The sequence below is a fragment of the Vibrio barjaei genome (assembly GCF_001639065.2).
GTDB classification, from domain to species: Bacteria; Pseudomonadota; Gammaproteobacteria; order Enterobacterales; family Vibrionaceae; genus Vibrio; species Vibrio barjaei.
This window is the reverse complement of record NZ_LQXO02000005.1, coordinates 233,681-246,721: the sequence shown is the minus strand read 5'-3', so window position 1 is coordinate 246,721 and position 13,041 is coordinate 233,681. Positions and strand designations below refer to the sequence as shown.

The window sequence follows — 13,041 nt, the reverse complement described above, 5'->3', positions numbered from 1 at the left end:
CTCTATAAGGTAAATATAATTGTAAAACCATATGGTTTTAATAGTATCACCTCAAAGAGATTAGTATTTTAAACATTTCAAACTGGAGTAATCATGGCATTTCAAGAGAATTTCCTATGGGGCAGTGCGTCTGCGGCGTATCAGATTGAAGGCGCAGCTAACTTAGACGGTAAAGGTGACTCCATTTGGGACGTCTACTCTCGTGTACCAGGCAACACATTCAAAGACACCACGGGTGAAGTAGCGATCGATTTCTACCATAAGTATGAAGAAGATATTGAGTTGATGCGCGAAATGGGGTTAAAAGCCTATCGCTTTTCGGTCGCTTGGACTCGCATCATGCCTGATGGCCGCACTATTAATCCTAAAGGCATCGAGTTCTATCACAACGTTATTAATAAACTTATCGAATGTGGTATCACACCGATCCTAACAATCTACCATTGGGATCTTCCTCAAGCCCTACAAGATGAATACCAAGGTTGGGAAAGCCGTAAGATTCTGGCTGACTTTACCAAATACTGTGAAGTCCTGTTTACCGAGTACGGTGAAAAAGTACCGTACTGGGTTTGTATGAACGAGCAAAACATCTTTACTAGTCTTGGCTATGTTCAAAAAATCCATCCGCCAAAGGTTTCCGATTATCAGCGTTTTATTAATGCTAACCACATTGCAAGTCTTGCAAATGCTAATGCGGTAAAACGATTTAAAGAAATGGGCCTGCCGGGTCAGATCGGAGCGAGCTTCGCTTATAGTCCGACCTACTCTAAAACTGCTTCTCCAGAAGATGTCATCGCGGCTGAAAACGCACAAGAAATCCAAGATTTGCTTTGGATGGATGTCTACGCAAAAGGCGCATATCCAAAGATTGGCCTAAAGCTTCTAGAACGACTTGGTATTCATATCGACTTTCAAGATGGTGACAAAGAGCTGCTGAAAGCCGGTATCTGCGACTTCATGGGACTAAACTACTATCAGTCCGCTACGTTTGTAGCTCCAGAAAATAAGGCTGAGACCGCTCAAACAGGTAATGCTGCTCAAGTCTCTGTGGTTTCCGATGTTGCCGCTATCCCAACAGACAAATACTACGTACGCGCTGATAACGAACATCTAAAAATGACTGATTGGAACTGGGCCATTGATCCTGAGGGACTGCGCGTCGCCCTTCGCCGCATTACATCACGCTATAACCTTCCAATTCTTATTAGCGAAAACGGCCTTGGTGCTTATGACACACTAACGGAAGATGGCAAAGTTCATGATGACTACCGCATTGACTTTCTAAAAGCGCACGTAGAAGCAATTGGAGATGCGATTGACGACGGTTGTGAAGTTATTGGCTACTGTACTTGGTCTTATCAGGACTTGTTCAGTTGGTTAAACGGCTATGCGAAGCGTTATGGGTTCGTGTATGTTGACCGTGATGAAGAGAGCGAAAAAGAACTGAAACGCTACAAAAAAGACAGCTTCTATTGGTATCAGAAAGTCATTGAATCTAATGGTGAAGCTCTTTAGTTTTCACGAAAAAGGTCTAGCTTGAGCTAGACCTTTTTGTCATTGTAACCAAGAAGTTGTCTACGCCATGATTACTTAATTTCACCAAAGCGCTCTAAGTAAAGAATGGTGGCTGCAGTTCTTGAAGGGACTTGCAGCTTTCTCAGCAAACTCTTCATATGCACTTTAACCGTTGACTCAGAAATAAACAGTCGATCGGCAATTTGCTTGTTTCTAAATCCTTTCGCCACTTCTTGAAGAATCTGCATTTCACGCTCAGTCAGTGTCGCGAAAACATCACTAGTATTCGCTCTTTCTTCAAGGTACTTCTCGATGGCAGAACTGAAAGCTTTATTACCTGATGTCAGCCCACGAAGCAGTTCAATGATTTCATCTGGCTCGGTATCTTTAAGTAGATACCCATCAGCACCTGCTTTTACTAAGGCATCGATATCCGCTGGAATATCAGAGACGGTAAGAATGACAATGTGTCCCTGAAAGTCATCTTCTCTTAGTGCTTTGAGCGTATCTAAACCTGACATACCCTTCATATTAAGATCGAGTAAGATCAAGTCAGGTTCATGTTCTTTTGCCAACGCAATCGCATCCGAGCCATTGCTGGCTTCCGCAACAATCCCAAAATCGTCTTCAAAGCTGAGTAACTGTCCAATACCACGCCTCATTAAAGGGTGATCGTCGACTAACATGACTTTACATTCGCTCACTTAGTGGCTCCTTACTTCTTTGAAACGTTAATACCACCTCACAACCATCGTTTTCGGCGGAATCTATAGCAAGTACCGCATTAAGTCGAGCTGCACGCTCTTTCATAATGCTCATGCCATAATGATCTAATTTCTGTATATTTTGGTCGAACCCTACACCATCGTCTTTTATTTTAACAGTAACAAGGGCATTTTCATCTTCGAAACAGGTCACTTTTATAAATGAGGCTTGTGCGTGCTTCATCGCATTAAGTACGGCCTCACGAATCAGCTGCAAAATATGAACTTGTTCATTTGCGCCCAACTCCAAAGACGACATTTGATTATCGAGCTCTATCTCAGCGTCAGTTTGTTCATCCAATTGGTGAAGCATTTCAGTAATTGCTTCCCCAAACGTCCCTTCCTTGATCGATAGTCGGAAGGTAGTCAGCAATTCTCGCAGCTGAACATAGGCGTTATCCAATCCCTCGCGTATATCATTCAACACAAGTTGAGAACGACTTGATGGCGAGTCAGTTAATTCCTTAGAAATAGAACGGTTTAGTAGTGTAACCTGAATTTTTAAGTAAGACAGTGACTGAGCGAGTGAATCGTGAAGTTCTCTGGCAATCGTGGCCCGCTCTTCCATTAATATAATCTGTTCGGTTTGACGTTGCGCTTTGTTGTAGTAAATCGCTCGCGATAAGATTTGAACGAAGTTATCTATCAATTTTTCATCTGGACAAGGTAAACCAACTTGATATCTGAGTTGGCCCAGTTCTTCACCATCTAAGTGCAATGGCCTTACCCGCTCCGCTTTCCCATTGAAAGTACCTTCAGTAGCGATCCAGGGATTACCCTCTACTTCAGATACCTTGATTTCCACCGCTGAAATACCTTCAACACTGTAGATATAAGTCAGTATGGCTCGGAAGTTCTCATGGGAAATTCGTGTTGCAGTCAGCTCTTGGGACGATTGATAAAGTACTTGCAGCGATTGATGCGCATGTTGAAGCTTATGGGTTTTTTCATTTACCGCTTGTTCTAACCCACGATATAACTTGCCGAGGTCTTTGGCCATGTTTCTAAATGCGTTCCCTAAAATACCGAGTTCATTGTCAGAACGAACATCAACCTCGACATCAAACGAGCGGTTTTGAATCTGTTCACTGGCAGAGATTAGCTGTCCCAAAGGCCGAACAATTTGTTTTCTTACAAACAGTACGACATACACAGCCACTAGCAGAATTCCGCCCAGACCAACTCCCCCAGCCCATGCCAAACGGATTAACTTGTTTTCGGAGTGCTCTTGAAGTTCCAATACAAATAGGTCGATACGGTCCACAAAATCAGCGACTAGCAATAGGTACTGTTCTCTATCTTCACTGGACAGCACAGATTTGAGTTCGTGCCAGCGGATAATGAGATTGTAATAATCCTGAGTAATTTTCTCAGGCACATCCCATGACTGCAGTGCTTTCATTGAAGGAGAATATAGAGAGCGCTCAAACTGCTCGACATGTAAGAAATAGAGTGGCGAATCCGATTGCATGTCATAGGCTAATCGATAACTCTGCATTCTCATAGAACCGGAAACGTTAACGGCTTCAGCATCGTTTAAACTGGATGCCAACGTCAAGATAGCAAAGTTCGTTGTTGCTAAAGAAAGCAACAAGATGAGTATCATTGCTTTCGCTATCGTGCCGGTTACAGATTTATTCGGCTTCTTCATGACTCACTATTCTCACTTCACTTGTTTCAATCTATTCATAAGTACCGAAAACCGGACTCACACTATCGCTATCTATTGTCGGTAATTTATTGATCCAAAACAAGGATGGCCCCTATTTAACCCCTAAGAGGTATTTATCCAATTATGTCCAAACTTACAATTTATATGAATGTAAATTAAAGATTGTTAACAGATTTTTTGAACTAGACTTTCTGTAGACAGTTTTTATTGGTGAGATGAATGGTTGATATTTCCAAGCGTCGCTTTTTCACAAGAAAGCAGATCGATACTAAGCAAGCTAGGCTACCTTGGATAAAGGATTTAGCAACGTTCACTGACCAATGCACTCGTTGTGGTAAATGCATTGACGTGTGTGAAACGCAAATTATCAAGAGCGGTGATGGTGGCTATCCTGCGGTCAACTTCTCAATTGATGAATGTACGTTTTGTTACAAGTGTGCAGAAATCTGTCCAGAGCCTATATTTAATGGTAGAGACACCACACCTTGGAATGCAAAAGCACAGATCGACACTCAATGTTTGGCACAAAACAACATCGAGTGCCGCAGTTGCAGTGATAGCTGTGAAACCATGGCTATCACATTCAAGTTAAGAGTGGGCGGTGTCGCTTTACCCCAACTAGAGTTAGGAGACTGTAACGGATGTGGAGCATGTGTATCTGTTTGTCCAAATTCTTCTATCTCAGTGAGCAATGTCTAGTTCAAAGTAAAATTAAAATAAAACAAGAGAAAAAGATTTATGTCACTAAACGAAGTGCACATTTCTAGTTTGGTAGTGCATTGCAAGGCAGAGCACCTTGCAGAAATCAAAATGCAGATCGAGCAATTCGATAACGCTGAGATATACGGAGACAGTGAGGACGGCAAAATTATTGTTGTTCTAGAAACCGAGAATCAGGGTTTCGTCACCGACACAATTGACGCTATCAACAACCTACCGAATGTCCTTAACGCGGCCTTGGTTTATCACCAAATCGAGCACGGGTTAGATGACGATGAAAATAACACTGGAAGTAACCATTCCCAATTAGAGGGTGAAGTATGAAAATGACAAGACGTGCGTTTGTGAAAGCAAACGCAGCGGCATCGGCGGCAGCGGTGGCAGGTATAACTCTTCCTGCGTCAGCTACCAATCTGATTGCTAGCTCCGACCAAACAAAAATTACCTGGGATAAAGCTCCTTGTCGTTTCTGTGGTACAGGCTGTTCTGTACTGGTAGGGACACAAAACGGTAAAGTTGTTGCAACCCAAGGTGACCCAGAGGCGCCAGTAAACAAGGGTCTAAACTGCATCAAGGGTTACTTCCTGTCTAAGATTATGTACGGTAATGACCGTCTAACCCAGCCACTACTTCGTATGAAAGATGGCAAGTTTGATAAAGACGGCGACTTCACTCCGATTTCTTGGGACCAAGCGTTCGATATCATGGCTGAGAAGTGGAAAGCTTCACTAAAGGCAAAAGGCCCAACAAGTATCGGTATGTTTGGTTCAGGCCAATGGACCGTTATGGAAGGTTATGCCGCAGCTAAGATGATGAAAGCGGGCTTCCGTTCAAACAACATTGACCCTAACGCCCGTCACTGTATGGCGTCAGCGGTAGTTGGTTTCATGCGTGCTTTTGGTATCGATGAGCCAATGGGTTGTTACGACGACTTCGAAAATGCGGACGCTTTCGTACTTTGGGGTTCGAACATGGCAGAGATGCACCCTGTTCTTTGGACTCGTATCACTGACCGTCGTTTAAGCCACCCTCATGTTCGCGTAAACGTACTTTCTACGTACTACCATCGTTCTTTCGAGCTTGCTGATCACGGTTACATTTTCAATCCTCAGTCTGACCTTGCGATTGCAAACTTCATCGCGAACTACATCATTCAAAACGACGCTGTAAACTGGGATTTTGTTAACAAGCACACCAACTTCAAACAAGCTGAAACTGACATCGGTTACGGCCTACGTGATGATGACCCACTGCAGAAAGCGGCAGCTCACCCGAACTCAGGCAAAATGTCAGACATTACGTTTGAACAATACAAAGCTTCAGTCGCACCTTACACAGTAGAAAAAGCATCTGAGATATCTGGTGTTGAGCCAGAGAAACTGATTGAGCTTGCTAAACAATACGCAGATCCAAACGTTAAGGTTATGTCTCTATGGACTATGGGTATGAACCAGCATACTCGTGGTGTATGGATGAATGGTCTTGTTTATAACATTCACTTGCTGACGGGTAAGATCGCGACTCCGGGTAACAGCCCATTCTCCCTAACAGGTCAGCCATCAGCATGTGGTACAGCTCGTGAGGTTGGTACCTTTGCTCACCGCTTGCCAGCAGACATGGTGGTAGCAAATCCTAAGCACCGTGCAATTGCCGAGAAAGAGTGGAAGCTTCCAGAAGGGACTATTCCACCAAAACCAGGATTCCATGCGGTGTTGCAAGACCGAATGCTTCACGATGGAGTATTGAACTGCTACTGGATTCAATGTAACAACAATCTACAAGCAGGTCCAAACATCAATACTGAACGTCTTCCAGGTTACCGTAACCCAGAAAACTTCATCGTATGTTCTGACCCATACCCAACTGCGACTGCGCAAGCGGCTGACTTGATTCTTCCTACAGCGATGTGGATTGAAAAAGAAGGTGCTTACGGTAACGCAGAGCGTCGTACGCAAGCTTGGTATCAACAAGTTGAGACAGTTGGTGAAGCTAAGTCTGACTTGTGGCAAGTAATGGAGTTCTCGAAACGCTTTAAGATGGAAGAGGTGTGGCCAGAAGAACTACTTGCAAAAGCGCCAGAGTACCGTGGTAAAACCATGTACGACATGCTGTTCAAGAACGGCCAAGTCGATAAGTACCCTATCGAAGAATCTCGTGAGCTAAACGATGATGCTCACCACTTCGGTTACTACGTTCAAAAGGGTCTATTTGAAGAGTACGCGGCATTTGGTCGTGGTCATGGTCACGATTTGGCTCCATACGATGTATACCATCAAGTTCGCGGTCTACGCTGGCCTGTTGTTGATGGTAAAGAAACATTGTGGCGTTACAAAGAAGGCTCAGATCCATATGCGAAAGCAGGTTCCGGTTGGGACTTCTATGGTAAACCAGATGGTAAGGCTCTGATTATTTCAGCACCGTATGAAGCGCCACCAGAAGTGCCAGATGAAGAATTCGACCTATGGCTATGTACTGGCCGTGTTCTTGAGCACTGGCATACAGGTACTATGACTCGCCGTGTTCCTGAACTGTACAAAGCCGTGCCAGATGCAGTGTGTTATATCCACCCTGAAGATGCTAAGTCTCGTGGCCTTCGCCGTGGTGACGAAGTATTGATGGCTAATAAACGTGGTGAAGTACGTGTACGTGTTGAAACTCGTGGCCGTAACCGTCCGCCAAAAGGTTTGGTATTCGTACCATTCTTCGACGCTCGTATCCTAATCAACAAGTTGATTCTTGATGCGACTGACCCTCTGTCTAAACAGACAGACTTCAAGAAGTGCCCTGTGAAAATCACAAAAGTGGCTTAACAGAGACAATATTGAAACGTGGCTACTTCAATAGAGGTAGTCACCGAAGAATTAGCCTTAAGGCGGAGATAACAAAATGAAAAAACTGATTGTCGCTATTCTCTCTGTTGGAGCACTGATTGCAGGTGTTGCGCAAGCAGAATTGAATAACCCGGGTGGAACTGGTGGTCTAGATTCACTCCGTGGTAGTAGTAACCTTGAAGACACACGCCCAGCGGATGACTTCAAACATATTCCTAAAGACCAAGTGATTGAGAGTGATTTCGTGTATCAGCCTCCACTGATCCCTCATCAAATTCGCAACTATGAAGTATCGCTTAACGCAAACAAATGCCTAGCTTGCCATAGCTGGAAAAACGCGAAAGAAGCCGGTGCGACTAAAATCAGCGTAACTCACTATATGAACCGTGAAGATGCTGTTTTAGCGGACGTTTCCCCTCGTCGTTATTTCTGCTTGCAGTGCCACGTTCCTCAGGTTGATGCACAACCGCTAGTAGGTAACGAGTTTGAGCGCGTAGATTCATTGCGTACTGAATAGCCACGAAGTATTAAGAGAGGCTATATATGAAATTTCTTAAAGCGTTTTGGACTCGTTTAAAGTCACCAAGTAAAGCAGCAGCTGGTGTTGTTCTATTCCTTGGTTTCGCCGGCGGTCTACTATTTTGGGGTGCTTTCAATACGGGTATGGAAGCAACAAATACCGAAGAGTTCTGTTCTGGATGTCACGCACCAATTGTTGCTGAGATCCAAGAGACAATTCACTATTCGAACCGCTCTGGTGTTCGTGCAATCTGCTCTGACTGTCACGTTCCTCACAACTGGACAGACAAAATTGTTCGTAAGGTTCAAGCTTCGAAAGAGTTGTTTGCACATTATGTATTAAAAACCATCGATACTCCCGAGAAGTTCCAAGCACGACGTGGACACCTAGCTGAACGGGAATGGGCTCGACTCAAAGCTAATGACTCACTTGAGTGCCGTAACTGTCATGAATTTGATTACATGGACTTTTCCGAGCAAGGGCCACGAAGCGTGCAGCAACACTCTACTGCACTTGCATCTGGCGATAAAACTTGTGTTGATTGCCACAAAGGTATCGCACACAAACTGCCTGATATGAAAGATGTTGAAGGCTGGCAATAAGGAGCACTGAATGAGTACATTAGAATCGGTGATTTGGCACGTACTTGGTTACGCTGCTATGCCAGTCATCATATTGTCTGGCTTTGTAGGTGTAGCCGCGGTTTCGCTGTGGTTATTATCTCTTAGTAAAGACAAACAGCAATAAAGCTCTTAGCCCCGCTCATGCGGGGCTTTTTTATTTTCCTTCTTAACCACATGATTTCTACTATAGTTAATTTACTCCAAGAAAATGAAACAAATAGAGTAGAATCAGCTTATTAAAGCTCACGCTATCCCTTTGTTGTAGAAAGTGTCAGTGGTCATGTCCAAGAAAAACAAAACATCTAGCAAACTCTCCATACGCCGCGTTGTAGCGTTATTGTTTACTCTCGCTATCACAGCTACAGCGTTAATTTCGGCTACCGTCATTTATTCGCTTACTAAAGAACGCGAAGTCAACCATGCCTTAGCAAACTACCAGTTGATTTCGTCACTGGTTTCACAGCGATTAGAACAAATCGATCAAGTCGGAGAACAATCCGCGGTTCAACTGGGATACCTGCTGAGTACCCAGTTAAGTGAGAAGACTCCTTCGGAACTGATAGAGCTATTTGGAGCCACATTTCTCGGAAACCCGTTTATCCATAGCATTTATATCGGATTTGATAATGATGACTTTCTTCAACTCATTAATCTGAAACCTAAATACATCTCAGATAAATTGAACCTACTTGAAGGTGAATCTTGGATGGTTATCGAACATTCCAATGATACCGATGGAAACCGACTCAAACGCACACGATTCTACTTCGATAGTTTTGAACTCAGTAGAGAGCAAGAAGAAGTCAGTATTTTTTACCCAACTCGAAGGGGATGGTACACACGTGCCTCCGAAGATGAGGTCTATAAAACGACACCATATCTCTTTCATAACTTACGAGTCACTGGCCAAACATTTTCTCGAAAGATACCAAGCCTCAAGGCTGTCATTGGCGTCGATATCGCACTCGCGTCACTAAATGAACACTTTGAAGATAGCTTGTCTGATAATGTAGCGTTGGAGGGAGCGGATGCTTACATTACGGATAGCGAGGGCCGGATTATTGGCACAAACACTCTATCAGACACAGCGAATAGCCTACCCTTCATCGATAAAATGCCACTAACAAATACGCAGCTTGATCTTGTGCTCAACTCCCCTGTGCTCAAGGTATCAAATCAGTTGGATTGGGAACCTATCGATTTTACTGTGGTTGGCAATCCGGACGGACTGGCCATCGACTTATTCACGCTAATCTCAGACGCCACCGGACTACAATTTGAGTACATCAATGGACGAAGCTGGCAGGAACTCGTTAACGACTTTCGTCTGGGCAAAATTGATATTCTGCAATCTATCGCCAGTGATAATAATGTCTCTGATAACAGTATCGAAAGTGACACCCTCTACTCTCTTGATTACGCCATTGCGACGCATCAAAACGCACCACATATAACCTCGTGGGATGACCTCAAAGGCAGAACGGTTGGTTTCCTCGGTGGTTGGTCTATTGTCGAGCAACTAAGAAAAGATTACCCGAGTATCACCGTCTATACCTACGATACTTATGATGAAGCGTTCGAAGATGTACAGACCCAAAAAATAGTAGGCATTGTTGATGTCGCACCTGTAATCAAAAGTAAAGTCGAAAAGCTGATTAACTATGATTTGACGATTCAATCATTAGAAAAACATCCTGCCTTTCCAGCTGACTTCGTTTTTGTTGCTAATGAGCAGCTTAAGCCATACATAGAACTGATTAATCAGGCGTTAACCTACCTTGACCAGGAGAAAGTGCGTACCGTATTAGCAAACAATTGGCTTAATAGCGACCAACACCACACTAGCCATATTCCTTCAAATCGGTTGCTCTCTATGTTGGAAGATCCAAGCTTTCATGAAAAGATCTCCTCTGTCGATATAAAGGGACAAAAGCACTTTGTTTATATCACTGAAGTTAACGACACACCTCAAGAATATTTCGTACTGACCATACCGGAAAAGAAACTTCTAGGTAGTGCCTATCAGTACATTATCAATAGCTCTCTCTGGACCTTGGCTGCACTCGTTATCATGATTCCTCTTGTATGGCGCATCAGCACCCCGATGTCCAGTCCAATCAAGAAACTGCTCCTGCAAACTAAGCGAATTAAACACCGCCAATACCATAAAGTGAAGGCGTTCAACAGTTCTGTTAGGGAAGTAAATGAGTTATCTCATGCTATCTATGATATGTCGCAGTCTTTAGATGCATTCCAACGCTCGCAGGATGCATTTATCGAGGCAATCATTCAGCTTATCGCGCGTGCAGTCGATGAGAAATCTCCCTACACGGGCGCACACTGTCTACGAGTCCCAGAACTTGCGTTCCTCCTAAGCGATGCTGCTGAGCTATCGAACGATGGCGTCTTTGAGTCATTTGAATTCGAAAACGATGCTAAGCGTAGGGAGTTTCGTATTGCCGCTTGGTTGCACGATTGCGGAAAAATCACCACGCCAGAATATGTGGTCGATAAGGGAACCAAGTTAGAAACCAACTACAACCGAATTCATGAAATCCGAACTCGTTTTGAAGTGTTGTGGCGCGATGCTGAAATTACGGCACTAAACGTTCAGTTGAAGCAGCCAAACTTGACCGCTGACGCGAAACAGAATCTCAAACAACGTCAAGAAGAGCTACTAGAGCAATTTAGCTTTATTGCCCAATTGAATGTTGGCAATGAGTTTATCAATGAGCAAGACAAAGTTCGCATTACCGAAATAGGCAAACAAACTTGGACCAGCCACTTTGATCGTTACCTTGGTTTGTCACCGTTAGAAGAACAACGTCTATCAGCAGAAACTGGGTCGTCTGCTTGTGAACCACTACTAAGTGATAGACCAGAACATATCATCACTCGTTCTACAGATTACGAGCTAGATGAAAAGCTTGGCATCAATATGAATGTTCCTGAACACCTATATAACCTTGGCGAGATTTATAACCTCTCCGTTTCAAGAGGAACATTGACGCAAGAAGAGCGCTTCAAAATTAACGAACATATGATTGCTGGTATCAAGATGCTGAGCAGTATCCCGTTCCCTGAAGATCTCAAAAACGTGGAACGAATCGCGACCACTCACCATGAAACAATGAGGGGAGACGGCTATCCTAGACGCTTAACCGGAGACGAGCTGTCAATCCCAGAGCGTATCTTAGCCGTAGCGGATATTTTTGAGGCTCTTACAGCTGCAGATAGGCCATATAAGAAAGCTAAAACCATCAGTGAATCTTTGGATATTTTGCACAAGATGGCACTGGAAGAGCACGTTGATATGGAAGTATTCCAGTTATTTATTAAGAGTCGTGTATATATGACGTATGCGAAGCGATTCCTAGCCCCTACGCAGATTGATGAGGTTGATGAAAGTAAGTATCTCAGTTAAGGAACTTAACTTGGAACAAAAAAAACCGCCAGATATTGGCGGTTTTTCGTAAGCAACTCCAAATACTGTCTAAGGTGCTGTATCTATTTCTATCGGTTGGTAATGTTTCGCTTCTAAGTGCAACCATTCTGGGATAACGGTACCCATTGAAATTGATGACCAAGTACCGGAGAAAATACCAATAAACATTGCCGTAGCGAAGCCTTGCAACGCATCACCACCTAATAACCAAAGTGCAGCAACGGTAATCAGAGTGGTACCAGAAGTCACCATTGTTCTCGCAAAGGTAGCTATAACCGCTTGGTCGCTTACATCAGCAGTTTGCTCATTAGGACGCAACTTCAGGATTTCACGAATACGGTCTGCAATAATTATCGAGTCATTCAGCGAGTAACCCAAAATGGCCAAAATCGCAGCGAAAACCGTAAGGTTAAACTCCATCTGAGTTAACGCAAAAAAGCCCAACACTAAAATGACATCATGCAGAAGTGCCGCCAGAGCACCACTAGCCAAACGCCATTCGAATCGGAAGCTCAAGTAGCCTAAAATACAAAGTAAACAAACTAACAGCGCCAAACCGCCTTGGTCATAAAGATCTTGACCAACCTGAGCACCAACAATGCTGTCACTGACAATGGTAGAACCAGGGTATGCCTTTAGCAGTGTTTCCTTGAACTCATCGTGTTTCGCGGCACCTTGGTCTGCGGCATAACGAATAGTCCAGCGTCCTTCTTCTCCTGACTGAGTAACAGTAATCCCATCGCCCAAAACAGGTTCTAATGTCTGTTTCAGTTCATTTTGGCTGGTATTTGATGCCAGTTGCACCTCAGACACAACGCCACCAGTGAAATCCAAACCGAAGTTCAATCCTCTCATTCCAACGGCGATGATCGAAATCACAACCAAAGCAATGGAAAGAACATTGGTGAAATATCGAATGGAACGAATATTAGTTTTAAAGAAGTCTTTCAT

The 13,041-nt window shown here is 43.8% G+C and carries 11 protein-coding genes; 8 read left to right on the top strand and 3 right to left on the bottom strand.

From position 1 onward, the window contains the following. Nucleotides 1–93: 93 nt before the first annotated feature. Nucleotides 94–1,515 carry a glycoside hydrolase family 1 protein gene (locus AWH66_RS02075; RefSeq protein WP_063605042.1) on the top strand — a complete coding sequence of 474 codons (1,422 nt, stop codon included), beginning with the start codon at nt 94–96 and terminating at the stop codon, nt 1,513–1,515. A 71-nt stretch (nt 1,516–1,586) separates the two neighbouring features. Here the strand turns inward: AWH66_RS02075 and AWH66_RS02070 are convergent, their stop codons facing one another. Together AWH66_RS02070 and narQ are read right to left on the bottom strand one after the other, a co-directional pair. After that, nucleotides 1,587–2,219, bottom strand: a complete 633-nt coding sequence (locus AWH66_RS02070; protein ID WP_006069402.1) for a response regulator — start codon at nt 2,217–2,219, stop codon at nt 1,587–1,589. Continuing rightward, nucleotides 2,206–3,930 (bottom strand): nitrate/nitrite two-component system sensor histidine kinase NarQ, encoded by a 1,725-nt coding sequence (narQ, locus tag AWH66_RS02065; RefSeq protein WP_063605041.1) that lies wholly within the window; start codon nt 3,928–3,930, stop codon nt 2,206–2,208. The genes AWH66_RS02070 and narQ overlap by 14 nt, the downstream gene beginning before the upstream one ends. 240 nt (nt 3,931–4,170) lie before the next feature. On the opposite strand from narQ, the gene napF reads away from it, so the two are divergent. From napF to AWH66_RS02030, 7 genes are all read left to right on the top strand, one after another. Next, nucleotides 4,171–4,650, top strand: coding sequence for a ferredoxin-type protein NapF (napF, locus tag AWH66_RS02060; protein WP_063605040.1), 480 nt, complete (start codon nt 4,171–4,173; stop codon nt 4,648–4,650). A gap of 39 nt (nt 4,651–4,689) precedes the next feature. After that, nucleotides 4,690–4,995: a chaperone NapD gene (locus tag AWH66_RS02055; RefSeq protein WP_063605039.1), complete on the top strand. Its 306-nt coding sequence runs from the start codon at nt 4,690–4,692 to the stop codon at nt 4,993–4,995. Next, nucleotides 4,992–7,481, top strand: a complete 2,490-nt coding sequence (napA, locus tag AWH66_RS02050; RefSeq protein ID WP_063605038.1) for a periplasmic nitrate reductase subunit alpha — start codon at nt 4,992–4,994, stop codon at nt 7,479–7,481. Before AWH66_RS02055 ends, napA begins: the two co-directional genes overlap by 4 nt. A gap of 76 nt (nt 7,482–7,557) precedes the next feature. Beyond that, nucleotides 7,558–8,019, top strand: coding sequence for a nitrate reductase cytochrome c-type subunit (locus AWH66_RS02045; RefSeq protein ID WP_063605037.1), 462 nt, complete (start codon nt 7,558–7,560; stop codon nt 8,017–8,019). A gap of 26 nt (nt 8,020–8,045) precedes the next feature. Then, nucleotides 8,046–8,624, top strand: coding sequence for a NapC/NirT family cytochrome c (locus tag AWH66_RS02040; RefSeq protein ID WP_063605036.1), 579 nt, complete (start codon nt 8,046–8,048; stop codon nt 8,622–8,624). A gap of 10 nt (nt 8,625–8,634) precedes the next feature. Then, a complete protein-coding gene (locus AWH66_RS02035; protein ID WP_063605035.1) occupies nt 8,635–8,769 on the top strand; it encodes a TIGR02808 family protein in 135 nt (44 codons plus the stop codon). Nucleotides 8,770–8,925: 156 nt separating this feature from the next. After that, nucleotides 8,926–12,069, top strand: coding sequence for an HD domain-containing phosphohydrolase (locus AWH66_RS02030; protein WP_063605034.1), 3,144 nt, complete (start codon nt 8,926–8,928; stop codon nt 12,067–12,069). Between the two features lie 69 nt (nt 12,070–12,138). Here the strand turns inward: AWH66_RS02030 and secF are convergent, their stop codons facing one another. Beyond that, nucleotides 12,139–13,041 carry a protein translocase subunit SecF gene (gene secF, locus AWH66_RS02025; RefSeq protein WP_063605033.1) on the bottom strand — a complete coding sequence of 301 codons (903 nt, stop codon included), beginning with the start codon at nt 13,039–13,041 and terminating at the stop codon, nt 12,139–12,141.